The 25,485-nt window shown below is 60.1% G+C and carries 22 protein-coding genes and 5 pseudogenes; 10 read left to right on the top strand and 17 right to left on the bottom strand.

What is annotated here, in order from left to right; all coding sequences use genetic code 11:
- Positions 1-614: DNA topoisomerase IB (locus C7G41_RS35405; RefSeq protein ID WP_146159871.1), on the top strand; the 614-nt coding region annotated here is incomplete at its 5' end.
- A gap of 371 nt (positions 615-985) precedes the next feature.
- Here the strand turns inward: C7G41_RS35405 and C7G41_RS35400 are convergent.
- Both C7G41_RS35400 and C7G41_RS38570 read right to left on the bottom strand, forming a co-directional pair.
- Positions 986-1,408, bottom strand: coding sequence for a hypothetical protein (locus C7G41_RS35400; protein ID WP_106946858.1), 423 nt, complete (start codon positions 1,406-1,408; stop codon positions 986-988).
- A 15-nt stretch (positions 1,409-1,423) separates the two neighbouring features.
- Positions 1,424-1,624: a hypothetical protein gene (locus C7G41_RS38570; RefSeq protein ID WP_106946862.1), complete on the bottom strand. Its 201-nt coding sequence runs from the start codon at positions 1,622-1,624 to the stop codon at positions 1,424-1,426.
- Positions 1,625-1,859: 235 nt separating this feature from the next.
- On the opposite strand from C7G41_RS38570, the gene C7G41_RS35390 reads away from it, so the two are divergent.
- A complete protein-coding gene (locus C7G41_RS35390; RefSeq protein ID WP_245446881.1) occupies positions 1,860-3,212 on the top strand; it encodes a carbohydrate porin in 1,353 nt (450 codons plus the stop codon).
- A gap of 107 nt (positions 3,213-3,319) precedes the next feature.
- On the opposite strand, the gene C7G41_RS35385 is transcribed toward C7G41_RS35390, so the two are convergent.
- The 4 genes and pseudogenes from C7G41_RS35385 to C7G41_RS35370 all read right to left on the bottom strand — a co-directional run bounded on the left by C7G41_RS35385 (position 3,320) and on the right by C7G41_RS35370 (position 5,917).
- Positions 3,320-3,835, bottom strand: coding sequence for a DUF1003 domain-containing protein (locus C7G41_RS35385; RefSeq protein WP_106946856.1), 516 nt, complete (start codon positions 3,833-3,835; stop codon positions 3,320-3,322).
- A gap of 2 nt (positions 3,836-3,837) precedes the next feature.
- Complete coding sequence (locus tag C7G41_RS35380) at positions 3,838-4,281, bottom strand: low affinity iron permease family protein (RefSeq protein WP_106946855.1); 444 nt, start codon at positions 4,279-4,281, stop codon at positions 3,838-3,840.
- 253 nt (positions 4,282-4,534) lie between these two features.
- Positions 4,535-5,576: pseudogene (locus tag C7G41_RS35375) on the bottom strand (glycosyltransferase family 4 protein).
- A gap of 131 nt (positions 5,577-5,707) precedes the next feature.
- Positions 5,708-5,917 carry a hypothetical protein gene (locus C7G41_RS35370; RefSeq protein WP_106946854.1) on the bottom strand — a complete coding sequence of 70 codons (210 nt, stop codon included), beginning with the start codon at positions 5,915-5,917 and terminating at the stop codon, positions 5,708-5,710.
- 291 nt (positions 5,918-6,208) lie between these two features.
- Between C7G41_RS35370 and C7G41_RS38925 the strand changes: the two are divergent.
- A pseudogene (locus C7G41_RS38925) lies at positions 6,209-6,603 on the top strand (LuxR C-terminal-related transcriptional regulator); the annotation flags it as partial.
- Positions 6,604-7,225: 622 nt separating this feature from the next.
- On the opposite strand, the gene C7G41_RS35355 reads toward C7G41_RS38925, so the two are convergent.
- Positions 7,226-7,438, bottom strand: coding sequence for a hypothetical protein (locus C7G41_RS35355; protein ID WP_146159870.1), 213 nt, complete (start codon positions 7,436-7,438; stop codon positions 7,226-7,228).
- Positions 7,439-7,493: 55 nt separating this feature from the next.
- Here C7G41_RS35355 and C7G41_RS35350 point away from each other — a divergent pair, with 55 nt between their 5' ends.
- Positions 7,494-7,679: a CsbD family protein gene (locus tag C7G41_RS35350; protein WP_106946852.1), complete on the top strand. Its 186-nt coding sequence runs from the start codon at positions 7,494-7,496 to the stop codon at positions 7,677-7,679.
- A gap of 138 nt (positions 7,680-7,817) precedes the next feature.
- Here the strand turns inward: C7G41_RS35350 and C7G41_RS35345 are convergent, their stop codons facing one another.
- Both C7G41_RS35345 and C7G41_RS35340 read right to left on the bottom strand, forming a co-directional pair.
- Positions 7,818-8,162 carry a hypothetical protein gene (locus C7G41_RS35345; protein ID WP_106946851.1) on the bottom strand — a complete coding sequence of 115 codons (345 nt, stop codon included), beginning with the start codon at positions 8,160-8,162 and terminating at the stop codon, positions 7,818-7,820.
- A gap of 266 nt (positions 8,163-8,428) precedes the next feature.
- Positions 8,429-9,355, bottom strand: a pseudogene (locus C7G41_RS35340) (IS3 family transposase); the annotation flags it as partial.
- A 62-nt stretch (positions 9,356-9,417) separates the two neighbouring features.
- Here C7G41_RS35340 and C7G41_RS35335 point away from each other — a divergent pair.
- Positions 9,418-10,472 (top strand): annotated as a pseudogene (locus C7G41_RS35335) (IS110 family transposase).
- A 234-nt stretch (positions 10,473-10,706) separates the two neighbouring features.
- Here the strand turns inward: C7G41_RS35335 and C7G41_RS35330 are convergent.
- Positions 10,707-10,970 (bottom strand): annotated as a pseudogene (locus tag C7G41_RS35330) (transposase); the annotation flags it as partial.
- 187 nt (positions 10,971-11,157) lie between these two features.
- Between C7G41_RS35330 and C7G41_RS35325 the strand changes: the two are divergent.
- Positions 11,158-11,715: a recombinase family protein gene (locus tag C7G41_RS35325; protein ID WP_106946850.1), complete on the top strand. Its 558-nt coding sequence runs from the start codon at positions 11,158-11,160 to the stop codon at positions 11,713-11,715.
- Between the two features lie 453 nt (positions 11,716-12,168).
- On the opposite strand, the gene C7G41_RS35320 is transcribed toward C7G41_RS35325, so the two are convergent.
- The gene (locus tag C7G41_RS35320) at positions 12,169-12,462 is read right to left on the bottom strand and encodes a hypothetical protein (RefSeq protein WP_106946849.1); all 294 of its coding nucleotides are present in this window, start codon (positions 12,460-12,462) and stop codon (positions 12,169-12,171) included.
- 35 nt (positions 12,463-12,497) lie between these two features.
- Between C7G41_RS35320 and C7G41_RS35315 the strand changes: the two genes are divergently transcribed.
- Positions 12,498-12,800 carry a hypothetical protein gene (locus C7G41_RS35315; RefSeq protein ID WP_106946848.1) on the top strand — a complete coding sequence of 101 codons (303 nt, stop codon included), beginning with the start codon at positions 12,498-12,500 and terminating at the stop codon, positions 12,798-12,800.
- Positions 12,801-12,984: 184 nt separating this feature from the next.
- Here C7G41_RS35315 and C7G41_RS37545 read toward each other — a convergent pair whose 3' ends face one another.
- The 3 genes from C7G41_RS37545 to C7G41_RS35305 form a co-directional block, all read right to left on the bottom strand.
- Positions 12,985-13,143 carry a hypothetical protein gene (locus C7G41_RS37545; protein ID WP_158268082.1) on the bottom strand — a complete coding sequence of 53 codons (159 nt, stop codon included), beginning with the start codon at positions 13,141-13,143 and terminating at the stop codon, positions 12,985-12,987.
- Positions 13,144-13,940: 797 nt separating this feature from the next.
- Positions 13,941-14,222, bottom strand: a complete 282-nt coding sequence (locus tag C7G41_RS35310; protein ID WP_146159869.1) for a hypothetical protein — start codon at positions 14,220-14,222, stop codon at positions 13,941-13,943.
- A gap of 79 nt (positions 14,223-14,301) precedes the next feature.
- Positions 14,302-14,511: a hypothetical protein gene (locus C7G41_RS35305; RefSeq protein WP_106946846.1), complete on the bottom strand. Its 210-nt coding sequence runs from the start codon at positions 14,509-14,511 to the stop codon at positions 14,302-14,304.
- A 1,294-nt stretch (positions 14,512-15,805) separates the two neighbouring features.
- Between C7G41_RS35305 and C7G41_RS37180 the strand changes: the two genes are divergently transcribed.
- Positions 15,806-16,129, top strand: a complete 324-nt coding sequence (locus C7G41_RS37180; RefSeq protein WP_146159868.1) for a hypothetical protein — start codon at positions 15,806-15,808, stop codon at positions 16,127-16,129.
- A 159-nt stretch (positions 16,130-16,288) separates the two neighbouring features.
- Here C7G41_RS37180 and C7G41_RS35290 read toward each other — a convergent pair whose 3' ends face one another.
- A complete protein-coding gene (locus tag C7G41_RS35290) occupies positions 16,289-18,475 on the bottom strand; it encodes a TonB-dependent siderophore receptor (RefSeq protein WP_158268081.1) in 2,187 nt (728 codons plus the stop codon).
- Positions 18,476-18,752: 277 nt separating this feature from the next.
- Positions 18,753-19,706, bottom strand: coding sequence for a hypothetical protein (locus tag C7G41_RS35285; protein WP_245446878.1), 954 nt, complete (start codon positions 19,704-19,706; stop codon positions 18,753-18,755).
- Positions 19,707-19,972: 266 nt separating this feature from the next.
- Between C7G41_RS35285 and C7G41_RS35280 the strand changes: the two genes are divergently transcribed.
- Together C7G41_RS35280 and C7G41_RS35265 are read left to right on the top strand one after the other, a co-directional pair.
- Entirely contained in the window at positions 19,973-21,712 is a 1,740-nt protein-coding gene (locus tag C7G41_RS35280; protein ID WP_245446876.1) for an adenylate/guanylate cyclase domain-containing protein, read from the top strand.
- A gap of 1,350 nt (positions 21,713-23,062) precedes the next feature.
- Positions 23,063-23,263, top strand: a complete 201-nt coding sequence (locus C7G41_RS35265; protein WP_106946859.1) for a cold-shock protein — start codon at positions 23,063-23,065, stop codon at positions 23,261-23,263.
- 1,648 nt (positions 23,264-24,911) lie between these two features.
- Here the strand turns inward: C7G41_RS35265 and C7G41_RS38920 are convergent.
- A complete protein-coding gene (locus tag C7G41_RS38920; RefSeq protein WP_306768088.1) occupies positions 24,912-25,037 on the bottom strand; it encodes a hypothetical protein in 126 nt (41 codons plus the stop codon).
- Positions 25,038-25,485 lie beyond the last annotated feature (448 nt).

The raw sequence follows: 25,485 nt of genomic DNA, 5'->3' as shown, positions 1-25,485 counted from the left end.
CCGAGTATGCCGAGAAAAACAAGTCCTACGGGCTCACCACCATGCGCCGCAAGCACGTCGCGGTCGGGCGCGGCGTCCTTCGTTTCGACTTCACGGGCAAGTCGGGCAAACAATGGAAGCTTCGCGTCGAGGACAAGCGGATAGCCGCGATCGTGAAGCGCTGCGCCGAGATCCCGGGACATGAGCTCTTCAAGTACCTCGACGACGACGGACAGCCCCGCACTGTCGATTCCGGCGACGTCAACGCCTACATCAAGGACATCACGGGGGAGGACTTCAGCGCCAAGGATTTTCGGACTTGGGCGGGAACCGTTCTGGCGGCGTTGGCGCTTGCCGAATTCAAGAAGTACGACAGCCAGGCCGAGGCGAAGCGCAACGTCGTCGCCGCGATCGAAAGCGTCTCGAAGCAGCTCGGCAACACACCGGCCATCTGCCGCAAGTGCTACGTGCACCCGGAAGTCCTGAACGCCTACATGTCAGGTGACCTCGTGAAGATGATTGAGGCCAAGATCGCGCAGAAGTTCAAGCGTCAGTACGCCAAGCTCACTTCCGACGAGATCGTGGTGCTGGCATTTCTCCGGAAACGTCTCGATTCTCTGACGGTGCCCGCCTAGCCGGGCCTACCCGGTCTCCGGACGCCTGCGTCCTCCTCGATGCCTTTAGGCACGCCTCGGCTGGTGCTCTCGTCGGCAAAAAGGGGCCTTCCATTCAAAGCCGGGGTGCTGGGCGTGGTGCCGGCCGGCGAGACGGTCGCTTACCGCGCAGGTTTGGTTCCGCCCTCGCCATTCGCGCCTGCCGGCTCGGTAGAAGGACTCGTGCACAAGTCGCCATCCCGATACCCGAAGCAATACCGTTCTTAGGTCGGAATAGGCTGGCCGCAAACAACGTAACGGCGGTACGCTTGGGGGTAGGAGGCAATCGACAGTCCGGGACTATTTCGACCGCCGCGCCCAGCCGGAGGCTTCTTCTTTGGCTTCGATCCACCTCAAGAGGCGTTTGCTCTCGCGCGTTCGCGCGCCTCACGACGCCGTTTGCGGCGCTCGCGCCGCCGCTTGGCACGGTCGGCAGGTTGCCGTAGCGGAGGAACCGTCGCTGTCTCGGATACCAGTTTGGGAGCCTCATCGGCTGCGGCCTGTTGGGCCGGCGCGGATGACTCCGGGCGCGCTTCCATGAATTCAAGCACTGTTCGACCTTTTGCCGTGATCTTCCAGCCCCCGCTGATGCGTTCGACTAAGCCTTGAGAAAAGATGTCGAGGTCGGGGACCTGCCCAGCGAGGCGCTTGGTCCGGTCCGCCCAATCGCGGCCGCTGGTCGCCAGAATGGCCATGTCGCGCTTGAGGTCCTCCATGACTGCGAAGCCGTCCGGATAGCTCACCAGGATCTTCAGCACCGTGACTTGGAAATTCACGCCCGCCTCGACCGATCAGCGCCACATCGTGGGTGCACGCGAAAGGGCATCACGGCCTACCTGCCTGAGCTCGTCTAGCGATACCTCACCTTTGGTAGCAGCCTCCAGTATCTTTGAGGCGACATGGGTACGCGCTCCGATCTCGCGGTGCGAAACGCTCTCGCAAACCTCGTTTAAGACCGCGCGCAATAGCGCAGTAGTTGACGGATCGAACATGAATGCCCCCAGAAGGGAAAACCCTATCATAGCCAACACTTCGCGTGCCGCGATTCAAAAATGTTAACGATTGCGATGGGCCAGCTGGTCTGACCCATACCTTTGGTAGCTGTCGCACGGTGGACTTGCCTTGCAACATCGGGCAATTCGGTACCGGCTATCTTCGAGATCAGGAAGTCGCGTGTCGAGACCCCACCGAGCCTATAGGCAGGTCGTTCTTTCGATGTCGGTAGTCATGCTCCTGGCAGCCGGCGCCGCGGCCCAGGAGGATAAGAAGACGGACGACGACAAGCCGGCCGATCCGGACACGGGTGAGAGCACCGTGGAGGAAAAGACGCTCGGCCTTCTTCCCAATCCGCTGCAGAAGTACGGCGTGAAGTTCGCGGCCACTTACATCGGCGAGGCGTTTGGTAATGCCTCCGGCGGCTTGAAACAGGGCGCAATCTACGAAGGCCGCCTCAACCTCGCGGTGGATGTCGATCTGCAGAAACTCGTCGGCATCGACAAGCTCACTTTTCACGCGAACATGTTTCAGATCCATGGGGATGGCCTGTCCCGGAGCAATCTTCAGAACTTCTTTGTGGTCAGCGGTATCGAGGCTCTGCCCTCAACGCGTCTCTACGAAGCGTATTTCGAGAAGCAGTGGGGCGAGAAGAGGATATCGCTCAAGGTGGGTCAACTTGCCGCCGACAGCGAATTCTTCAACACCAAATATACAGACGTGTTCACCAACGCCTCGATGGGTTGGCCCGCGATCACGTCGCTCAATCTTCCCAGCGGCGGACCTTCGCCACCTTTGGCGGCTATGGGCGCAAGGCTACTGGTCAACGTGACCGACCAGCTTTCCCTTTTGGGCGGAATCTTCGACGGCGACCAAGCCGGACCCGGATCGGGCGACCCGCAGGAGCGCAATCGCTATGGCGTGAATTTCCGCGTCAACGATCCGCCCTTGCTACTGGGTCAGATCCAGTACGCCTGGAACAACATGAAGGGCGATCCCAACCTGACCGGCCAGATCAAGTTCGGTGGCTGGCGGCACTTCGGCTCTTTCGCGGATCAACAGCTCGCGTCGAACGGCGTCTCCTTCGCCGCTCCCGGTAGCAGCGGAGAGCCGCTATTGCTGGGAGGGAACATCGGTGGCTGGGCGGTCTTCGAGCAACAGATCTACCGCGTGCCTCACAGCGACGATCGTGGAATCGGTGTGTTCGCAAGGGCCGCCGGCGCGCCCGCTGATCGCAACCTGATCGATCTCTACGCTGATGCCGGCGTCGAGTTCATCGGGCTTAGTGACGACCGGCCCGACGACAAGTTCGGGATCGCCGCAGGCTATGCCCATGTCTCCAAACCGGCGCAGGCGCTCGACGCCGACTACCGCACGCTGGTGAATCCCAATTGGCCCTCGCGAAACTTCGAGGGATTGCTGACGACGGTCTACCAATACCAGATAAAGGACGGCTGGTCGTTGCAGCCGAACTTCCAATACATCATCTACCCTGGCGGCGGCGCCACGGGCCCAGCGACGCCATTCGCCGGCAGGGCCCTTAAAAATGCGTCGGTATTCGGGCTCAGGACCACGCTCAAATTCTAGCACCGTGCGCATCGCACGGACTCTGCTCCATGAAGAGCTCGAGCAGATGAACACGATGGCGCAGGTGGCATCAGAGCGCCCGCCATGTCGTCTCCCGGGCAGATATCTCATTGAGCCTTTTCAGCCTCCTCGCGCTCGCGCAAGCCTCGGGCAATTTGATCAACAGACGTCTCCTGCGCCAATTCGTCTTGTTGGCAATCCTCGTCATCGACATTCAGCCGTTTGGCAAGCTTCTGCAATATTCTCAAAGACCGCGTCGCCTCCCGTTCGGAGAGGAAATTAATCTGAAGTTCTAGACGATCCCGCTTCTCCAAGATGCGGTCAGTCGCTTTTTGACGAATGAGGACGCAGGAGGTGAGAAGTACCGCCTCTAGCGCGAGGAATGTCCCAAGCAGCGGGAACGGGAACGGATCAAACGCGCTATCGGATAATATCCCGCAGAAGGCAATCCAGCACACCACCGCCGCGCACTGCAGCACAACGAACTGCGGAGTGCCCGCGAACGATCCGATGGCATGAAAAACACGATGATGAAGAGCGATCTTTTCCTCATCCTGCTTTTCAAGCCGCAGGATGGCGTCGATATTTTCTACCGGTCTTTTCGATGATGCCGGCGTTGACATCGTCAGCTGGCGATCTGCTCGGCGGCTCGCCGCGCTGACTGTCGGGTCCGGTCGAGTGTCTCATCTCCGGCTTTTTCGGCCTTGGCACGCGCTTCACATTTTGAGCGAAGCTCCTCAATCTCATCGTCTGTGAGGTGCTCAATTCCCACGAGACTATTGCGCGCCGCACTCACGCGAATGAGTTCGTCCAGCTTTACCTGAATGGCGGCGCTGTCCCGGTTTTGCGAATTCTGAATCAGAAATACCATAAGGAAAGTTACGATTGTGGTCCCAGTATTAATGACCAACTGCCAAGTGTCCGAGAAGTGGAAGAGCGGGCCGCTTATACCCCATACTACCACCACACCCGCGGCCAACAGAAAGGTTGAGGCACGCCCCGCCGCAAGCGAAGTCTTGTTGGCCAGATCACCGAAGAATTTTGAAATCGGGGATGGTTCGTGTCTCATAATTTAGCCTCTACCGACCAATGTTGTGCTGGGGCAGAAAGTTCCGCGTTTTGGAACGATGGACATACATTTGCGGCATACCGTGACCTGCCTTCGCGGGCGCTCCCGAAGGCAGGTATTGAAAGCGATCGCAGAGTACGTCCAAGCCGCGCCCGTTCGGATGCCGACCTCAACTCTAGAATTCCACTTACTCCTGATTCGAAACGGATGGCCGAGGATTCGATGCCAATCCCACCAGCCAGCTGTGGATCTCTCACGCGAAGCATCCTCCACGAGCGATCAGGTTGCGATATCGGGTCTCGTACTCCTTCGCCATCCGGCTTGCGGCGAAGCGCTCCTCGAACCGGGCGCGGACCACTCGTCTGTCCAGCCGGACCAGTTCTTTCACTGCTCTGATCGCCTGCTCCTCGCCGTCGACGATGAAGCCCGTGACGCCATCCTCCACGACTTCCGGTACCGAGCCTGATCGATAAGCGATCACGGGTGTCCCACAGGCCATCGCCTCGATCATCACCAGACCGAACGGCTCGGGCCAATCGATCGGAAACAGCAGGCCCGCTGCGTTCGCGAGAAACGGCTGCTTCTTCGCGTCGTCGACCTCGCCGACGAGCTGAATCGCCTGGCCATCGATGTTCGGCTCGAGCTCGTTCTTGAAGTAGGCCGTCTCCGCCCGAGGGATCTTGGCCGCGATCCGCAGCGGCATCCGGGCCGCGCGCGCGATTCGTATCGCGTCCTCCGGACCCTTGTCCGCCGTCAGCCGCCCTAGAAAGGCCAGGTACGAACCTGGTTCGTAGGAGGGGCCTAAACATGTCCTTGGGCAGTCCGTGCTGGATCGTCGCGATCCAGTTCGCTTCCGGAAGCGGCCGACGCTGGTCGGCGGAAATCGAGACGAATGGAGCGTCCGCAAAGGCACCGATTACCTGGGGCAGGCCGGGCAGATCGAGCCGACCGTGCATCGTCGTCAGGAAAGGCACGCCGGTCCGGCTCAGCACCGGAAGAGGCAACCAGTCGACGTGGGAGTGGATCACGTCGAAGTCGTGCGCGCGCTCGGCGATGGCCTCGATCAGAAGCGCGCAGGCGGCGTTCGGATCCGCACCCTTCCGCCCCAGGCGCAACGCGCGCGGCCACACCGCGTGGAGCTTTCCCTTCGTCTTCGAGTCCCCGCTTGCGAACAGGGTGACGTCGTGCCCGGATTCGACCAGTTCGTCCACCAGCCAGGCGATCACGCGCTCGGTGCCGCCGTAGAGCTTTGGAGGCACGCTCTCAGCCAACGGAGCAAGCTGGGCGATCCGCATCGGCTAGGCCCCCAACACGAACCGCAGGACCGTCACGATCGTCGCGGAAATGAGGGACGAAATCGCGAGCAGCGTCCAATTTGGCCTCGTGCTTCCCCGGGCCACGCGCGCTGCGAGCGCCTTCACGGCCGTCAACATCCGTCTCGAGAAAGCCGCTGCAGGTAGGCTATTCCGAAGCCTGCGAGCTCTTCGGTATCGCTTGCGCGCGCTTCCGACCTGCTGTGGAGGTGACGCTCCAGCAGGCAGCGCCGGCTGTCGTGCGCATCGACCTCGGGGTGCCGCGCCCGATACACCGTCCAGGCGGTCTCCGTGGCGTTCTTCAAGACGACTTCGTCGACCATACTTACTCTCTCCGGAGACCGAACCCAGTCACTGCCAACTCAAGGCAATCTGGAAAGTTTCCAGTTTTTCCCGGAAGTAGACGAAAGGAGGTGAGTCAGGATGCTTTGGCACGCACCCGCGCACGTGCCGCACGGCGGCGCTGCAGGCGTTGGCTTCGGCCTGACCTTCTGGTTGCGAGGGGTGCTGGCGTCGGCGCTGCGGCCGTCGACTCAGCCGCTGGCGCTTCGCGTGCCGTCTCTGGCTCGGGGCGCTTGGCTTCCATGAACTTGAGCACCGAGCGCCCTTTGTCCATCCTCATGCTTAGCGTGAACGAGGATCCCGCATTCGTGGTGCGTGCAGTCGAAATGGGCATCCAGGGCTATGTTTCGAAGACCGACGATCTCCGGGTGCTTGCCAAGGCGATCCGCAAAATCGCAGCGGGCGACCGCTTCGTCTCGCCTCGCTTGGCTGAAGCGACTACCTTCGGCGGCGCGGCGATCAAGGCGAGTCATTGACGCAGATGAGCGCGCGTGAACTCGAGATCTTGCGGCTTCTGGGCCGGGGCGACCGCCTCTTGGAAGTGGCGTCAGAACTGGGCATCTCCTACAAGAACGTGGCCAACACTACCTCTGCGCTCAAGACCAAGCTCGGCGCTAAAAGCCACTCGGACCTTGTCCGGATCGCCGTCGAGATCGATTTGCATTGACGAGCGACATCAACATGTAGGAGAGCGAAGCTAGGAAGGCAGCAAGTCCGCCCAGATAGGTGATGAGATCGTGTGACATCTGGTTACCTCCCCGGTGCAACGGCTGAACGGACCTCCGCTGGAAGGGTTTCCGGCGCCGAGGAGGGTCAAGCAGCTGCGGTACGCAGGACGTCAGGGCAAGGAGCCGTGCTGCGCTTCGATGTTCTCCCGGCGGCCCTTGGCCAGCATCATGCTGGCGAAGCTGCGATAGCAGTCCGATGGCGCGATGTCGGGATCGGCTCGTCGAGTCGTAGGCCGACATGTCGCGCCCGAAGCGGTCCAATAGAATCGCCAGCGCTTTGCTAAAAAGACTTGCCAGCTCATCGCTGATTGCTGCGATGCGACAGTCCCTTGACGAATTTGAGCGCCGTTGCCGCGCCATGCCGCGGCCCAACTAGCGCCAAACCAAATCCACTCCCGCAGTCGAGCCCGCCGCGGTGATCGCTTCGATGAGGTGAGGAAAGTGCAAACTGGAGAGCCTGGAAATCAATACGGCCACAGCCGTATCGTGTACAATGCCAGACCAAGGGCTTTTTCTGAATGAGTGCGCTCCCTTGAATAACGAGCGCGGCGCTATGTCTTCCTAGACTCCTCTCTTCAGGCCCGACTTCAGCTTGCGACTCCAGTCAATGCGTCGCGGTTGCTTCTTGCGTGGCTCCTTGACGATCGGCTGACGCACCTCGGAACCATCGTCGAACGTCTTCACGAGAAAGCGCTCGATCCCCTCTTCGATGACTTCTATTCCGACCTGCTTCTTTGCCATTCCCGGAAACGTGAGAGAGGAACGCAGTTCCACGCGAACCTCTCCGCTTAACGCAGGTTATTCTCGCACAGCACGAGGAGATTGGAACATGGATAAAGATCGCGTGGAAGGTGCCGCAACAAACATCAAGGGCAAGATCAAGGAAGGCGTTGGAAGGATCACTGGCGATGCTAATACAGAAACCGAAGGTCAAGCGGACCAGGTGAAAGGCAAGGCCCAGAACGCCGTCGGCGGAGTGAAAGACAAAGCCCGCGAAGTATTGAACGGCGAGTAGTCTTAAACTCAAGAGCCCTCGCGAAAGCGGGGGCTTTTTGTTGTCTACCAGTAATCTTATGCTCGCTGCCTCGCTGCTCGATATCTTAACGACTGGCGCGCCCGCGCTCGCCGACCCGCTCGACAGAAGACCGGAGTCCTAGTCAGGCCGCTCCTCGTTTTCGTCGCGCAGCCTGTGGTACGCGGCCTTTAGTTTGCCGCGGGACACCTGCCTCTCCTTCAGTCGCGCCTCGATACGGCCAGCGTTGTTCACGTCGGCCGCCGCCATGATTTCGTTGATCACGCAGTTTCTAACGGACAGCTTGAATGTCGACGGCGTGCTGGCAATTGCGCTGGGGTACATCAATTCGATGTGCGTAATGACGGCTTCTCCGACGTCCTTTGCGATCTGTTTGACCAATTCGCGACTCCAACTGGGCTCCGCGATCGATTCGAGTTTACGCAAAATCGGGTTAGGGTTCAGTATTGGAACGTCCTTCGTCATGGATTTAAATTCTTGCTTTCGTGTTTGCGTACCGGCGAGGGCGCCCACTCGTCGGTCGGTCGCCGCGCATCGGTACCAGTTTGTGAATCATCGTGGCCGACCGCTTCATGCGGCACCTCGCAGAGGGCTCCACGTCCCGCTCGGTTCCCAACTGTGCGTTTGGGTCCATCCGTGGAACCGGGCTGTCTGCAGATCTATCTCGGCCTGGAGCGCCTCAATCGCGTGGTGAAGGTGGGCGACATGGCTGGTGACCTGCCCCTGAAGTTTCACCCAGTAGCGGTTAGAGTCTCGGCGGATGTTACGCCGTTTGGCGCGGTGTTAGCAACGTGCGATCGGCGGAGCTGGTCGGGGTTGCGCAGCCGATCGCACGTTGCGGTGAGGTAGGCGGCATAGGCCGCAGGAGTCAGATAGCCGAGCGAGGAATGCGGGCGTTGGCCGTTGTAGTCGCCGACCCAATCCGCAATCTTGGCGCGGGCGTGATCGAGGCCGAAGAACAAGGTTTCGTTGAGAAGCTCGTCCCGCATCCGGCCGTTGAAGCTTTCACAGAAGCCGTTCTGCATCGGCTTGCCCGGCGCAATGAAGTGCCAGTCGATCTTGTTCTCCTCGGACCAGGCCAGCATGGCATTGCAGGTGAATTCGGTGCCGTTGTCGGAGACGATCATGCCCGGCTTGCCGCGCTGATTGATCAGCGCCGTCAGTTCGCGTGCCACCCGCCGCCCCGGGATCGAGGTGTCGGGGATGGCCGCCAGACATTCCCGGGTCACGTCATCGACGATATTCAGGACCCGGAAGCGACGGCCGCTGGCGAACTGGTCGTGGACAAAATCCAGCGACCACCGGGCGTTCGGCCGAGCCTCGACCAGTATCGGCGCTCGGGTGCCCATGGCGCGCCGGCGGGCCCGGCGCTTGCGCACGCTGAGGCCTTCCTCTCGATACAGACGGTAGATCCGATTCCGCCCGGACGGCTCGCCCTGCTGGCGAAGCAGCACGAACAGCCGGCGGTAGCCGAACCGCCGACGGGCATTAGCAAGCTCGCGCAAGTGGCCGCGTAGTTCGGTGTCCGGCGGTCGGCACGATCGGTAGCGATCCATCTTGCGGTCAGCGCCGACGATGCCGCAGGCCCGCCGCTCCGACAGACCCATGACGGCCTGCAGGTGCGCGACGGCTTCGCGCTTGGCGACGGGCCCTACCATTAATGGGATGACCCGCCCCGTCCTCTCAGTCAGACTGAGTTGGCTTTTGAAAGGAGGAAGCAATGAGGACACGGAACAAGCCCAGGCCGGCAACGGTGTTTGGGATCGACATTGGCAAGAACCTTTTCCACGTCGTTGGGCTCGACGCCGCTCCGGAATGCCGATCCAGAAGGCGACCTTTCGGCGCGATACGCTCTTGCAGTTCTTCGAACGTGCAGGACCGGCTTTGGTGGGGATGGAGGCCTGCTCCGGCTCGCAATGGTTGGCCCGCAAGATTGCCGCCATGGGGCACACCGTTCGCATTATCCCAGCTCAATTCGTGAAGCCATATGTGAAGTCCAATAAAAATGACATCATCGATGCCGCGGCGATCGCCGAAGCCGTGACGAGACCAACGATGCGCTTCGTCGAGCTAAGGTCGCCTGAGCACATTGACCTGCAAGCGCTGCATCGTGTTCGCGATCGGATGATGTCGCAACGGACGTGCCTCATCAATCAGATGCGCGCTTTTTGCCTGGAATATGGGATCGCTATTCACCAGGGCGCCGGCAAGTTCAAGGCTGATCTGCCGAGGGTTTTGGCCGATCAGTCGAATGATCTAACCTCGGCGATGCGTCGCATTCTTGCATCTACATTTGACGAGCTGCGGCAGCTGGAGCTGCGGATTGCCGAGGTCAACCGCGAGATTGAGGCAATTGCCTCTCAAAGCGATACCGCACGTCGATTGATGACCATCCCGGGCATTGGTCCGCTGGCCGCGACGGCGCTTTTGGCAGCAGCTGGATCTGCCCGCCAGTTCAAAAAGGCCCGCGATATGGCAGCTTGGCTAGGTCTTGTCCCGAGAGAATATTCTACGGGAGGCAAAACGAAGCTGCTGGGGATAAGCAAGCGCGGCAATCGATATCCGCGCCGGATGATCATCCATGGCGCCCGTTCCTGCGTGACTCATCTTGATCGTTCGCGATACCGCCTTGGCGCGTGGCTTGATGGACTTCAGGCACGCATGCACACTAACAAGGTCACCGTCGCCTTGGCGGCCAAGATTGCGCGGATCGCATGGGTGGTGATGACCAAGCCCGGCGCAAGCTATGAACGGCGGGATCCGGCCTTTAGCTGATCCCGTTTGTTCCAGACTGCGAGGTTCGTGAAGGTGATGACGAAACAGTCGATCGGCGCGCCGTAAACCCTGTGCAAAAAAGCGGGCTTCGAGCCCGAACCATTTATCTGGGAACGGCACGCGCTGATCTCATCATGGCCTGGCCGCAACAGCGGCCCACTTGCAAGAGGCCGGATACATTTGTGCAGACTGCATCGTCCTCAGTAAACGACCTTGCACGGGCGGGGCGGGTCATACATTTTTTGACAAAAGCTCGCGTAGCGCTGCAGCATCCAGCATCTGCTCGGCCAGCAGCTTCTTCAGCTTGGCGTTCTCGTCCTCGAGTTGCCGCAACCGCTTGGCATCGGAGACGTCCAGGCCGCCGAACTTCGCCTTCCAATTGTACAGCGTCGCTTCAGAGACGCCATGCTTCCGCGCCAAATCGGCAGCCTTCGCGCCTGCCTCATGCTCACGCAGCACGCCAATAATCTGCTCTTCCGTAAACCTGGCTCGCTTCATCTGTCCGTCCTTCAGAAGGCCGGACTCTAACTTCAACTGGAGGAAATCGGCAGGGCCAGGTCAGCACGAATGTCCGTAAAGATGAGGCTCCGCGAATGTCTCAAAATTCAACATTTCTGGTACAAAAAGAAAGATGATGTAAAACAACAGGTTGACTGTGTCATATATCCGTGTCATTCTACCTTAAATGGAAATAGGATATGCGAGGGTCTCGACCCAAGGGCAGACACTAGAAGCCCAACTTGAACACCTTACGGCGGCTGGCTGCGGGCACATCTACCGGGATGTGGCTTCCGGAGCCCGGTTCGACAGGAAGAGCCTACAGGCCCTGCTAAGGGCTCTAAAGCCCGGTAGCACTCTGGTCGTAACCCGACTCGACCGTTTGGCACGCTCCACAGTCGATCTCCTCACCATTTTGAAGGCTGTTGCCGACAGGGGCTGCTCCTTCAGGTCTTTGGCCGAGCCATGGGCAGATACAAGCACCCCGGCTGGCAGGCTGATGCTGACCGTCTTGGGAGGGCTGGCGGAGTTCGAGCGGGGGTTGATTAGCGCCCGGACCATGGAGGGGCGAGAGAGGGCGAAGCGAGCAGGGGTCCGCATGGGCCGTAAGCCCCTATTGAGCCCGCACCAGATCGCGGAGGTTCGAGAGCGCAAAGCCAATGGCGAGTCAGTGCGATTTCTGGCCCGATCTTACGGGGTCAGTCCGAATACGATCTCCCGGGTGAGGCCGCGGATTGCGATCTAGCTCATTCACCCATCGGGCCTGAAGGATGCAACAACGGCGACTCTCGCCAGCTACTCATTCGGAACTAATGGCAGTGGCAGGCGGAATGAAGTGGACGCCTATAAAGAACGATGACGTGATCGATGCTGTGCAGGCCTGATACGGGTAATGTTCTGGAATGGTAACCTTTGATGTAAATGGAAACCCAAGCAGCATCGCCCCGACATAAGTGCGCGACCTCGACCGAAGAACCCCGAGCGCGGCAAAACTCGTGTTTCCGACGCCCGGGCGGTTCTTCTCTCCGGCCTGGTTGTCCCAAGTATTACCTCGGGTTCTTGGCTTCCTCAGCGGCAATGCCGAACCGCACCAGCGGCCAGCATTCCAACCAGCCGTCACGCTATGTCAGCCTAATGGCAGGCTCCGGGAAGGAGGAGCACGCATCCCCCTGATAAGCGCTACCTCGTGCTCTAACTGCTATTTGAGGAGCATCAGTGCTCGAAGCGCACCGCGCAGATCACCGTCACAAGCGGCAACGGTCTTCGGCGCGCGCCGATAAAGACCAAGAACATTTTTCAGGTTCGAAACACGTAGGTTCAGCCTTTGAAGGCGAATTGCGAGCTTTTGAGCCTGCCCTGAGAGCCTGACCATCGCATCGCTTGCTGCTCCAATCCGGATTCCCGCCTGATAGTCTGGATTGTCGTTCAGCGCGGCCGTTGCTTCGTCATGGCGTCCGAGGAAGAAATGCCCATGTGCGATCCCAATGCGCATCCGAATTGCTAAAGGGTCCAACGGGCTCAGGCGCAATGCGGCGCGAACACGGCGGTGCAGAACAGCGTTTGCTTGGCGATCGGCGGATCAGGATCGGACAGGTGGTGATCCCCGACCTAATCATACCTTCCCTATGGGCCGGCTACGATGGTGCGATCTACTTTTTCCCGATCCAGATCAGCGCGGGGACGCGGCTGAGCGCCTTCGGAAACTGTCTGGGGGCCGTGTATGCGAACGTGACCCTCTTCGATGGCGCCTTCACCAACGGAGAGGGCTGCGCGGGCGTCGATAGCATCGGTTGGGCATCGGGCTCAGGAACGGCGAGGCGCGGGATCTGAGCAGGTCATTCTGCCGAATTATCCGATCGGCCGTCCTAAGCTCTCAACCAATGGGGCTGCAGCAAGCATCACTGGCAGTCCAAGTGCCCATTTCCCGATTCAAATTCCGGCCGGCACCCGCATCGCAGCCCGCGCGCAGAGTATTCTCGCCAGCCAGATCATGGGGTCACCTGTATGGGGTCTATTAGCCCATGGTCAGAGCAAGAAAAGCGGCCCGGTCACAATCCCCACCGGGCTGCAGGCAATAATGCTTGTTCCAGTCGCGGCCGCCAAAGGCAGCAAAAATGCCGGCGAAGCAAAACAGCGCAGCTATCAGGACAACGACGACGGTGAGGATAAGCATGCGATCGCTCCTGCAGAACGACGCCGCCCGGTCACAATGTGGCGAAAAGACCGGGCGGCAAAGTCTGTAAGGTGGACGCGTTCGAGAGCGCATTCCGAACGGCGCGGACCATGGCCAGGATCGCGTTGAGAGCAATCGACGGCTGGCATTAAGATTTACGGGAAACCTTAACGGACGGGCTCGCGCCTCAGCGCCGCGTAGACCCAACAGGTTGTTCGGGCGAACCCACACCTGACCCTGGCGAACCGATCGGCAAGCCGTTCTCGCTCGTGCCGGCTCCCTGATTGCGTTCAGCTTGACGCTCAGTGGGATTGTTGGGTGGCAACCCAGTGATTGTCGATGCATTGCGCCCCGTTGTTTGCGCCTCTGAGTTGTTCGAGGTGCCCGGCGCCTGCGGTTGCGACACTCCGCCGGTCGTGGTGCCGGTCGATTGCTGAGTGCCGCCCGAACCCGTGGCTCCGGTCATTGCTCCCGACGTGCCGGAGGATGATGCTGCGGAGCTGCCTGCTCCTGCCGCTCCGGATCCTGCACCACCGCCTCCTCCAGCTCCTTGGGCCCAAGCCGCTGGCATCAGGGCAATCGAAGCGAATAGCAGAAAAGAAGTTCGGTTCAGCATGAGCGCGTCCTCCGTATTTCGGAGGAAACACCTTCAGTTGCTCGCGGTTCCTATGAGCAGAGCGGCGCATACTCCATCTGCGGCCTGTTGGAGCGCCTGGCCGTCACCAGAGAGGGCGTGAGCGCAAACGCATGCGCCGAACATAGGTGCTCGGCCCAGAAATGCGAACCCCTTTACAGTTTTATTGCAGTGACCGCCCGGCCAGCCTCAGAGTTAGCAGTAATATCGTGTCCGAAACGGCTACCATGTCATCGTAGATGGCATTGGCCGCATCAAGGAGCTCTTGAGGCACAGCGTCACCCTCGTCAGCAATGGCAGTCAACTCGCCATCTAAGAAGTGGAAGGTCACTCCGCTGTCGGACGCATCCACACAAAGCTCAAAGACCTTTTCGACGGCCGCATATGACCGACCGGTTTCTTGAGCAATTTCGAGCAAACCATCGCGGATTGCTTGCGGGATCATCTCTGCCTCTCCAGAACGACCGGTGCTGCCCAGCCGTGCTTACTCTATCGGAACCGGGGGCACGCAGGCGCGTATCAAATTACCGCCGCGCGCCCATGGTGGCCGCGACGGCGTGGTCCATCCGCTCGCAGTTCGTGACGTTGTCGCCGGAGATAGTGCCGCCCTTTGCGAGTAGACCCTGAATTTTCCGGCAGCAGGGCAAGAACTCATCGCCATACGAAGTGCTGTAGCCCGTCGGGGTCCGGACGGCATCGACCCTCGCGCCGCAGATGCATTTCACCGTCGCCATGCTGGCCTCCTAATTCGGATCGGACGCCCCATGCGCGACCGCGGCGCACTGCACAGCCCATCAGCGAAGATGCCGAGCCGTCCTAGCGATGTTGATAGACAGGACCCCCGCGCGCTGACGGATCGAGAGACAATCGTGGCGACCAATGCGGGCTTGGTCGTATGGGCACTATACTGACGCGGCGCTGAGGCTCCTGCGCGAGATTAAGAACTCATTCCGCTTATAGGACTGGCCGATGGTCCCCACGCGTGGGGCACCGGCACGTGAAATGCGGCGTCACTTCCGCTCCAACTCGGGATGGAAAGCTGCCTTCGTGGCAAGCGCGGTTTCAATCAGCTCGGCTATGCCATCTTGCGCAAGCCGGTCGTTGATGCGGGATGCCAAGCGGCGGTATCGGGTGATTTGATCGTCGTAGGGAAGGCAGCGCTCACACATAGCATCCTCTCGGTAGAGGGCGGGAGCGTGAAGCACTCTCAGTCACCGATATAGGCCTGGGACCGAGCGGTGATTTCGGCACCATATACCCGATCTCGGTTTTTGGCACACACGATTTGCGATCGGAGCTCGGACAGTCGAGGGCCCCCCCGCCCGCCTTGGCTCAGCGACGCGCCGTGGCACGAGGACGACCTTTGGTGCACCAGTCGGGCCGGATGTCGGCGCTGCGCGGCCGGCAGGCGGAGCAGACGCAGCGCTTCTCGAGCTCCGAAATAGTATCAATAGCTTGGCTGCGAATTTCAAGCTTCCATCGTTTTTACTCGCTAGGCGGTTGGTATGCTCCGCGGAGCTGAGGTGAATTACTTTCGTTCGACAAAAATGGCCTGACAATCCGACTCGCTGACATTTTCGGCCGTGTGCGAGGATGTAATGGGGCCCGCAAAGGCCGTTCCAGCCGTGCTCTTGGAGTCGCGAGTTGTACCGTCAGGATTGTGGAGCCGCAGGACGCAGTCGCTAAGCGCGTAGACGACGAAGGCAGCTGGGTGGGAGTGTGGCTGATCGGTTGTACCTTTCTTCCAGGTGCTAGCGATCACGCGGAAGTTTTGATCTTCGAAGATGACTTTGTAGACTGCTGGGTCGGCCTGGTAAGAGGGTGCGGACTGCTGTGCCGCAGCGGACACGATCCAAATCGTTGCGACACCTAAACCAAGCACTGTACGTCGAGGCATAACCTAATTCCTTCTTAAGACGGTCGAAAAAAGACGCGGGGGAATAGGCACAGACGAGGGGATCGTGCGCCTGACAATTGCTGAGTTGCGACATGCGAAATGAACGATGACGCTCGGCCTCGAACAGAACGTTGCTAAAGAATCCCAAGAGCGGCCGCGTTATCACGGTCTATTTGCTTTTGGCGGATGGTCGCCAGCTCTCTGCTGCACGCGGCGAAGGCCGCACTATCCGAGCGCATTCCGAACATCTCACAGGAATGGCGATCCTCATCTGCAATAGCGCGTTGAACCTGTTCGTGAGCGGCTGCCCGCATGGCTGGACCCGAGATGAAAAGCGCGTGCAGCCCACACGCTACCAGTACGGCAATGAGCAGCGAGTAACCAAGCGCAGGGAGCGGGAATCGGTCGGGTGTGGGAGTGTTGGTTTTGGCTTCGGCCATAAAAATCTCTCTTGAGCAATCAGAATACCTGGGAAAGGGAGCTTGTTCGCGAGCAAACAGCCTTCCAACCAGAGAGCAGAATACCTCGGAGAGCGGCGAGCGTTCGGAAAACCTTGCGCATATCTCGTCCCGCCCGAAACACCAGGGGCGACCGGGTGGAATCAGACGATGCGCTCAATATTTCAGCTTGCCGAAAGCCAGCACGGTGCGTCCGTCGGCCGGCATGATGTATCCGGAACCGCTTGCGTACGGCACGAAGGTGCGGCGATCGGCGAGATTTTTTCCCGTCACGCCCAGGCTCCAGCGATCGGTCTCGTAGGCGATCTTGCCGTCGAAGGTGACATATGCCGGTGTGAAATAGATGTTGTCGAGCGCGACCGCCTGCGCGGAGGCCGCGTAAAGGCCAGCCCCGATCGCAACATTCTGCAGCCGTCCATCCTGGAATTTGTAGTTCACCCACAGCCGGCCGGAGTCGCGCGGCACGCGCTCAAGCATGGTCCCGGCAGCGAATAGCTGATCCTGGGTGACGATCGCCTTGACATGCGCGTAACTGGCAAGGATCGAAAGACCCGCGAACGGCTGCCAGGTCAGGTCCGCATCGAACCCCTCTGCGCGCTGCTCGCCGACCTGCGTGGCGAGGAAGGGGCTTCCCGGCAGCAGGTTCATGACATTGCGCCGCGTGTTGGTGAACCACGCGACGGTGCCGGCAAAGCCGGATGGCAGCGCGAACTTCAGCCCGGCCTCGGTCTGCTCGGCTTCCTCGGGCTTGGGCGCGCCGACGGCGTTGAAGAAGGGGACGCCGCGGTAGCCTTGCGAGTAGTCCGCGAACGCCGATACGCCTTTCACGAGATCGACGACCGCACCGAACCGTGGCAGCGCTTTCCAGGCATTGGTGACGAAATCGCTGCCGGCCACCGTGTCGGCGCCGTGGATATAGACGTTGGCGAGACGCACGCCCGCGAGCAGGTGCAGCCGCTCATGGATGTCCGACTGCCACTGCGCTGTCGCCCCACTGTTGACGTAGAGATTGTTGGAGTTGAGCGCGCTCGCGGTCGGCGTCGTGTATGCGGGAAACACCGGATTGGCGAAGTCGACGAGACCGGCGAAACCGATATCGTCGCGGATCTTGTCGGCCACACGATCGCTGTCCGCCCCGAACAGAAGCGTGTTCCTGGTCGGCCCAACCGCGAATTTGGCAACCAGGTTGGCATTCGAAGCGATCTCGCGCGTATCCACCGGCAGATGGAAACTGAGAAACGGGAACGTCGAGCCGAACAGCGGGGTGTCGGTGCCGAGGAAATGTCCGAACTGCTCGAGCCGCATCTCGCTGATCCGGGTCGTGGCATTTCCTGACCAGACCGCATTGAACTCGTGATCGAGCCGCGCTGTCACGCCGTTGTAGGTGGTCCAGCTGCGGCCCAGATCGGGCCGGTCGGGAAACAGCGTCGGCGGAATCGTGAACAGCGACCTGTCGATCGTGCCCGCGCCGGGCAGGCCTGTGTAATTTTGAAGCGACCGTGACGAGAAGCTGCCCTGGATCGTGAGGCGCGTGCCGTCATTGTTGTTGAGGAGGAGCGTTGGATTGAGCGCGTAGCGGCGGTGCTCGATTACATCGACGAAGTCGCCGGACTTCTCGAATTCGCCGGTCATGCGGAATAGCGCGGTGCTGCCGCTCGCAAGCGGCTGGTTCACGTCGAACCAGGTGTTCCCCAGCCGGTAACCGCCCACCGTGAAGCCAATCTCGGCGAACCGGTTCTCGGTCGGCAGCTTCGAGACCGTGTTGATGATGCCGCCGACTGGGCCGATGCCGCCCTGGTAGAGGATGCCGGCCGGGCCTTTCAGCACCTCGATGCGTTCGGTGTTGCGGAGTGAGGTGTTGTCGCCGCCGTCATAATAGTTCGGCAGGCCATCGACATAGCGGTCGGCCGGAAAGCCGCGCACTTTGTAGGCATAGCCGATGAACGTGTTGGCCGACATCGGCGTCACGGCCGAGATGTTGCGGAGCGCATCCATTTGCCCGAGCGGTTGCTGGTCGTCGAGCACGGCGCGCGGCACGACCGCAATCGCCTGCGGAATGCGCTCGATCGGTGTATCGGTCTTGGTCGCCGAGACTGAAGTGAGCGCGCGATAGCCGCTTACCGGCCCGGCGGTGGTTTGCGTCACCGGCGGACCGCCGTTCAGCACGACGCCATCTGGCAATGCCGGCACGCTGGTGCGTTCTCTCATGGGCGCGGCCGGTGCAACGACACGCGCAGTCCTGGGTTTGGCGATGCGCTTGCGCTTGGCGTCAACCGTCACTGGCGGCAACCGCACGGACGGGTCGGCGCGGCCGGACGAATATGCTGTGCGATCGGTGGGCACGCTTTGCGCCCGGATTGGACCGGCCTGTCCGACCAAAATGAGGGCTGCAAGCGCCGTGCGCCGCACCGCGCGCGGAGAAAAACCCGCACCACGCATGCCCAAGACAGCCTGAAAACCGCCTGAACTCAGGCCTTTACGCATCGGGCTGCCCCCAGCCATTCCGACCCAGTCCTGGACCGGTTCCCCTCAACGGGAACCTATGGGATCAACACGTTCAGCGCAAATCCACGCGACCATCTTCCGTAGTTTTACTGGTGACGAGCATTGTCTGCGTAAGTCAAATCGAGCGCCCTGACCCGCGACAATAACTCGCAGTCGTTGCGCGATCGAACGGGACAGTCGTGTCACTGGCCCACTGGCGCATCGCGACGAGGTTGACGGCGTCGTGAAGATACATCCCTACCGCCAGGCCGCGGTCGTAGCTGGCCCAGAAGCGCGGCAGGATCACGATGCTATGGCCACCGCGCCCGGTGATCCTGACCAGTCCCGCCGCCTCCGCATTGCTCATCAAGTTGCGGACATGGGTTCGGGAGACGCCGAAACGATCGGCGGCGTCGATGTAGGGGATTGCAGCGTTCGGATCGGCGGCATCCATTGCCGCCAACAGAACCGCATTCTGGATGAGGGGTCCCGCTGCGTGCGAGAAAAACAGCAGGGTGTCCGGCAGCGTCATCATCAGGCGCGCGGATGCGGGATTGAACGGGAAGCACGTGCGGCAGTGCAGGACGTGAAACGCGCGATCGCGCGACAGCACCGGGCCGTAATCATGGTCGGGGAAAAGCACAGCGAGCGGGATGTAGTGCGTCGCGAGCCACTCGGTGTGATGCGTGCGCAACTTGTGCGTGGCCGCAAGCAGCCGGACGCGCCCGTCACCGGGGGCGCGACTCTGTTCGAGAAATCCAACCTCGCGCAAGCGCGCGACGAGATGATCCACTTGCCGGCCGCTGGCATAGCCGTACATGGCTAGCTGCCGCTTGAGCGCAGCCACAGTGAACCAGGTCTCGCGTCTCGACGGATCCTGCGCGGCCTCGAGTACGGCAACGCAGAGAAAAACGAGGAATCGGCCGGCCTCAAGCAGCAGACGAACCAAAAACGGATCGCCTTCGTACAGGTGGACGAAGCTTTCAAGATAGGCGCGACGTGCTTCCGGCAGGCGGGGATGATTCAAAATCTCGTCGAAGCTCAGCCGCAACCGGCCACCGACAAGGCGCTCAAGTTCGTCCCGTTCCACGATTGCCCCTCAGCTTAACCCTTAAGAACCTATTAGCCCGCATCAATCTGCGCAATGTTTTCCGTCAATATTCCGCGATCGCTGCGCAAGATAGGCGCGAACAGCTGCCCTATCGCCTCATTCGGTTATGACAAGCCCCGGCCCAGGTGCCGGGGTTTAAGTTCGTCGCATGTCGGAATGTGCCGGCGGGATGCACCCAACTCGGACAATAGTTACGCGGGAGATTCGGAGAGGCTGAATTGACAATCAAGAGGTTAGACAGAAGGTTGTCTGCGATCCTGGCGGCTGACGTGGCCGGCTATAGCCGGCTGATGGGCCTGGATGAGGAAGGAACGCTCGCGCAGCTTAAGGATCATCGCGCTCGTTTGATCAATCCTAAGGTTACCGAACACCGGGGCCGGGTCGTCAAGACCACCGGCGATGGCATGCTGGCGGAATTTGCCAGCGCGGTCGAAGCGACCCGTTGCGCCGTCGATATCCAGCTTGCGATGGCCAGCGTCAATCTCAACATCGCTGCCCCGAAGCGGGTCGAACTGCGTATCGGCATTCATGTCGGCGACATCATTTCGGATGAAGGGGATATTTTCGGTGACGGCGTCAACATCGCCGCTCGGCTGGAGGGCATTGCCGACCCCGGAGGCATCTGCGTATCCGCCCGGGTCCAGGAAGACGCGGAAGGCCGACTCGACGTCGTTTTCAAGGATGGCGGCGAGCAGCAACTCAAGAACATCGCGCGACCGGTTCGTGTCTACCGGATCCAGATCGGCAGGCCGGAAGCGCCGCAAGCATCGGCCCCGATGCTCGCTCTCCCCGGCAAACCATCGGTTGCCGTACTGTCGTTCGCGAACATGAGCGGAGATGCCGAACAGGATTACTTTGCCGACGGAATGGCGGAAGACATCACGATGGCGCTGTCGCGATTCCGATTCCTGTTCGTTATCTCGCGGAATTCCAGCTTTACCTACAAGGGGCGAGCGGTCGATGTGAAGCAGATCGGACGCGAACTTGGCGTGCGCTATGTGCTTGAAGGCAGCGTGCGCCGGTCGGGATCGAAAATCCGCGTCACAGGGCAACTGATCGACGCATCGACCGGAAACCATCTCTGGGCGAACAATTTCGATGGCACGCTCGATGATATTTTCGAGCTGCAGGACAAAGTGACAGCTAGCGTCGTGGGCGCACTGATACCGACCATGCGACACGCCGAGATCGAACGCGCAAAGCACAGACCCACGGAAAATACCGATGTGCACATGATACATATGCGCGGGATTGCCTCTCTTTATTTGTGGACCAAGGCAGGTGTCGACGAGGCGTTGCGTCTGGCCCATGAAGCCATGAAGCTGGATCCCGATTACAGCATGGCCTACGGGCTGGCTGCGACATGTTACGTGGCGCGCAAATCCGCAGGCTGGACCTCGGATCGCGTCAAGGAAATGGCCGAGGTCGAAGTACTGACATTACGAGGAGCCGAGGTCGGTCGTGATGATGCCTGGGCACTCGGTTCCTGCGGCTTTGCAACTGCCAGCATTCTCGGCAACCTCGACACCGCCGCAAGCCTCATGGACAGGGCGCTCGGACTCAACGCAAATATGGCGTTAGTGTGGGCCCAGAGCGCCTATGTGCGAGCCTGGCTCGGTGAACCCGAACTGGCGCTTGTCCATGTCGAACGCGCCAAGCGCCTTAGCCCGGTCGATCCGCACATGTTCGTGATGAACGGTGCAGAGTCGTTGGCCTATTTCGTGGCCCGGCGACACGATGAAGCGTTCGCCGCAGCAGAAAGCGCGCTGCGTCTTAATCCATTCTTTTCGCAGGGAACGCGTGTCGCGGTCGTCAGCGCCAGTCTTCTCGGGCGGAGGGAGGATGCCAAAAAATACTTGGCCCGACTGCAGATGCTCGATCCAGAATTGCGCGTTTCCAATCTTGCCGAGAGAATCAATTTTCGCAAACCGGATGATTTTGCTCTGTTCGCTGAGGGTCTGCGGAAGGGTGGCGTGCCGAGCTGACGAGGCGCTGATCTTCAAGAAGGATCGGCACTCGGCACGCAACGCACCGACCGAAGACCAGAAGTGGCTGGATTTCCATGAGTTCGAAGATTACTCACGAGGGCTCGCAATTTCATTCCGGCAAAGCAAAATACTGTAGTGGTCTCAATCGCCTGAAAAGCTGCAGAATGTCGGAACGTGTGCTGAAAACACAGCGGAAATTCGAAGACTTCCAAGCTGAATACGAGGTTCGATTGTGCCTCAAACCTCCGCTGCAGCTCGAGCACCCCGCTCAGGCGGGAAATCTATTGAACCAGTTGCCCTCCAGGACGTGTTCGTCGCCTCGCTCGTGCGTGTTGAGCATCGGCTCTGTTCGGAGGCTGGTCTTCGCAGTGCCCGAGAGCTGCGACTCGGACGTGCCTTGCGAGTTGTGACGGCCCGCCTCGTGCTGCCGGCCGAAGTACTGGCCGAGATCGCCGCCCAGTTGCTGGACGCGCCGGCGGACACGGGAGCCGCCACCATGGGGCGCTTCTGCCCTACCGTGAACTAGCGGAGGGTTGATGTCACGGCTCGAACATCGGCTAATTCAGCAATGCCTCCGCAACCCGGCGCCTGCAGCGCCGAGTCGGCGAGGCATCAGTTATTGCATTCCCAGATCCCGAATGTCGCGTTCTGTCGCCGCGTCTTGCGCCAATGTTCACAACTGCCCATGGGCGGAAAAGCGCCACCGGCGACGATGAGTAGCATCGCGCTTTCCGACGGCAGTTGTTCGAAACGCGAATGAAAGAGGCGACGCGCTACAGTCAGGCGTCGCCTGATTGTTTTTGCGAATGTGAACCAGATCACATGCCGATGCGGTTGGCGCCGGTACGATGCCTCATTGGTTTACGAGTTCATTTGAAACCGCCCTCAGGGTCCCCCGGATGCTGAGGGCTTTTTGCTGGCATGGAATCTGCACGCTTGCTCCGAAAGGAGCCCATGGTGATGCAAGAAGATCTTTTGATTTGGGCAATGTCGCTGGGAGCTGTAACTCTTTTGGCCCTGTCAACGCGCGCCAAATGGTAGGTAGGAACTACCGTCCGAGCCCATACTTTTGATGGTCATGCCGACCACTTTCTATGCTTTGGCAGTCGATATCGATGGCGTTGTTCACGCCCACTACACGCTGGCGGCCAAGGATCCGGAGGCGGCCAAAGAGGAGGCACGGCGGCACCTCGCAGCGCATGAATTCATTGAGGTATGGACCGATGACCGACGCAGGTTGGCGCGGCTTGTGAGAGTTCAAGGCTAGCGCCGCCACTTACCGGCCAGCCGCTTTCATTTTCCCCCAGTTCTGGCAAGCTAGTGCCGTTCGTTTCAGGGGAGACTTTCGTGGCGACAGGTACTGTTAAGTGGTTCAACGCGAGCAAGGGCTATGGCTTCATCCAACCGGATGACGGCGGCAAGGATGTCTTTGTCCATGTTTCGGCAGTCGAGAAGGCGGGCTTTAGCAGCTTGGCCGAGGGCGCCAAGGTGAGTTACGAGATCATCACCGATCGGGGCAAGCAGTCGGCGGGAAACTTGAGGCTGTAGCGGTAGGCTCGGCCAGCCGAGATGCTGACCATGATGCAAAGCAACGTTACCGCGGTATAATCGCGCCGTTCGCCGAGTCTGTTTGGCGGACTATCTCAGTCAACTCCAGCCCTACCGCAAGGCGGGGTTTTTCTTGGCTCACCGATGCAAATGAAACGCATCGAAGAGGTGCCCCAATCCAGCACCGATGGCCAGGAAAACGATCGCCGCCGCGATCGCCTCCATCATTGCGCTGCGCTCTGCTCGGTGGGGATGGCGCTGAGGTAGTTGGACAGCGACTGTTCGTAGATCAGGTTCAGGAAATAGGTGATCATGGCTCAATCCCCGTTCGATGGGGAGACGATAGATCGCCAAGGTTTCTGGATGATTGCGCGGCGGCGCAATTTGGTTTCGTGGGGTCTCGGCTTGCATCGGGCGGGAGAGGGGGCCGAAGCCGCCTTCGGACACGCTCCGGCTTAGCTTGGACCACCTCACATCCGTGGGTTCGCTATTCGTTGCGCTCTATCTTCCTTGATAGGGCAATTTCAAACTCGCGCCTAAGTTCGCGCTCGAATATTGCTGCTGCTCACAGTTTTCTAGAATGACGGACAATCTCAAGTCCTTGTAACTGTCATCGAAGAACACGGAATACGTTGGGCGTGGCTTGTCGGGTAACGGGCTCGCCTCTCTCAGGCAGACAAAGTAATATCCTGGCCCGTGGTCAGCCTTCCGTAGGGCTGAGACCTCAACCGGCATAGCTAGCTTTGCTGCTCTGGCGGCAATCTGAACGCCCTTTTCTATCGTTTCTTGGTTGGGGGCTTGCACCGGCTGTAACTCTGGCACGGGCCCCGACGTGTCGGCCCAAATTGAAGAGCAGGCAGTCAGGAGCAAGCACAACAAAGGACTGTAACGCATTAACGATCGAACCCGCGGTGGAAGTCGTCGCAAGATATAGGATCAGTCACCGAGCACGGCTAGTCACTTCCGGACTACCAAATTGCCGATCCGTTTGACCTGGTAAAGCGCGAGCTACTGCGCGTCGTGGGGTGTGGTATAGCCGCTTCTTATTTCTTTAGGAGCAAGCCCATCTCTCGGGCCATCCGCTTCACCGATCCGACATGCCGCCCGAGGCTTGCCGCAATCTCCGACGCGGCGCGTCGACGTGCCATCGCGGCAAGCCTCTTTCGCTCGCTCTCGGTCCACTGCTTTGGCTTCGGTGATTTCACTTCCCGATCGTCCAGCCGACTCGACGAAAGCGGTATTGGGAAATTTCCGGGTGGCGACTCTTGGCGGATTGGTGCAGGGCGGAGTCTGATCGGCCACAGGCCGTAAGGGCACCCAGGGCGATCAGCCCAACCGCCACGGCGCAGCCGTTCCTACGTCGCCTTGCGCTCCTTGACGTCGGTGCCGTCGCTTATGAGAGAGGCCCCCAACACAAGAGCCGCGGCGGGTTCATCGCTGCGGCTCTCGCATTCTCCAAAAGTGGCCGGGTGAAAAACATAGGTGGGAAAATCAGCCAGCCCCGGTCGGGAAAAAATAGTAACGAAGCGCCCGCGGGTCGAGTCATTTCTTGCGCAAGAACAATGATTTGGCTGGAACTATGTGCACGTCAGCTGGCAGAAGAAGCCGGCGCGTCGAGCGAGACCGAGGAAGCGTGCTTGAGCCGGCCTCAACCGTTCGGTTGAGACGAGACTTCCTTGCCCTGCGAGTTTTCGCCGGGCAACAGGATCTCCGGTTCCTGATCTCTGGTGCCCATCGAGACGCGGCGAACCAGCACGCGATTTCTGTATTTCATTGCCCACTTCACCCGCCTAGCCCGCCTTAGGTGAGAGACGGCCCCCGCTGCAGGGGGCTGGAGGTTATAAGCCGGGGCCGCTCCGCCAGCTCGGGCGGCGAGCCAGCACATCAACAACCGGGCAGCCGGCGCAGCGGTTCCTAGCCTCGCTTTGGCTGTCTGAGATCCTGAAATCGTCAGGCGCCCCGATTCACAATTGTGATGGCGCGGATCGCCCGACCGGGAAAAACTGGCATACCCGGGCTAAGTTTTTTCGTTTCATAATTTTCCAGAATCCCGGAGGGCCGCTGACCGAAAGGGCGGCCGGCCCTTTCTTCGAAGGGAGGTATAAATGTTCTCTCGTTCAGATTGGGCCATTGAGCTGCTGCCGGTTTGATGGACAGCGGGTTAAGCTAATCCCACCTTGCGCTCGAACTCAACAGGGCTGAGGTAACCGATCGTCGAGTGA

Source organism: Bradyrhizobium sp. MOS002, assembly GCF_003020115.1.
Taxonomy (GTDB): Bacteria; Pseudomonadota; Alphaproteobacteria; order Rhizobiales; family Xanthobacteraceae; genus Bradyrhizobium.
The sequence above is the reverse complement of the archived record's forward strand: the minus strand, read 5'-3'. Positions and strand labels throughout refer to the sequence as shown.

Bases quoted from the DNA above. Each gene is read 5' to 3' on its own strand.
- C7G41_RS38570 (WP_106946862.1), bottom strand. From the start codon at position 1,624: ATGTTCGATCCGTCAACTACTGCGCTATTGCGCGCGGTCTTAAACGAG.
- C7G41_RS35390 (WP_245446881.1), top strand. From the start codon at position 1,860: ATGCTCCTGGCAGCCGGCGCCGCGGCCCAGGAGGATAAGAAGACGGAC.
- C7G41_RS35385 (WP_106946856.1), bottom strand. From the start codon at position 3,835: ATGTCAACGCCGGCATCATCGAAAAGACCGGTAGAAAATATCGACGCC.
- C7G41_RS35380 (WP_106946855.1), bottom strand. From the start codon at position 4,281: ATGAGACACGAACCATCCCCGATTTCAAAATTCTTCGGTGATCTGGCC.
- C7G41_RS35370 (WP_106946854.1), bottom strand. From the start codon at position 5,917: ATGGTCGACGAAGTCGTCTTGAAGAACGCCACGGAGACCGCCTGGACG.
- C7G41_RS35350 (WP_106946852.1), top strand. From the start codon at position 7,494: ATGGATAAAGATCGCGTGGAAGGTGCCGCAACAAACATCAAGGGCAAG.
- C7G41_RS35345 (WP_106946851.1), bottom strand. From the start codon at position 8,162: ATGACGAAGGACGTTCCAATACTGAACCCTAACCCGATTTTGCGTAAA.
- C7G41_RS35325 (WP_106946850.1), top strand. From the start codon at position 11,158: ATGGAAATAGGATATGCGAGGGTCTCGACCCAAGGGCAGACACTAGAA.
- C7G41_RS35320 (WP_106946849.1), bottom strand. From the start codon at position 12,462: ATGCGCATTGGGATCGCACATGGGCATTTCTTCCTCGGACGCCATGAC.
- C7G41_RS35315 (WP_106946848.1), top strand. From the start codon at position 12,498: ATGCGGCGCGAACACGGCGGTGCAGAACAGCGTTTGCTTGGCGATCGG.
- C7G41_RS37545 (WP_158268082.1), bottom strand. From the start codon at position 13,143: ATGCTTATCCTCACCGTCGTCGTTGTCCTGATAGCTGCGCTGTTTTGC.
- C7G41_RS35310 (WP_146159869.1), bottom strand. From the start codon at position 14,222: ATGATCCCGCAAGCAATCCGCGATGGTTTGCTCGAAATTGCTCAAGAA.
- C7G41_RS35305 (WP_106946846.1), bottom strand. From the start codon at position 14,511: ATGGCGACGGTGAAATGCATCTGCGGCGCGAGGGTCGATGCCGTCCGG.
- C7G41_RS38920 (WP_306768088.1), bottom strand. From the start codon at position 25,037: ATGAAATACAGAAATCGCGTGCTGGTTCGCCGCGTCTCGATGGGCACC.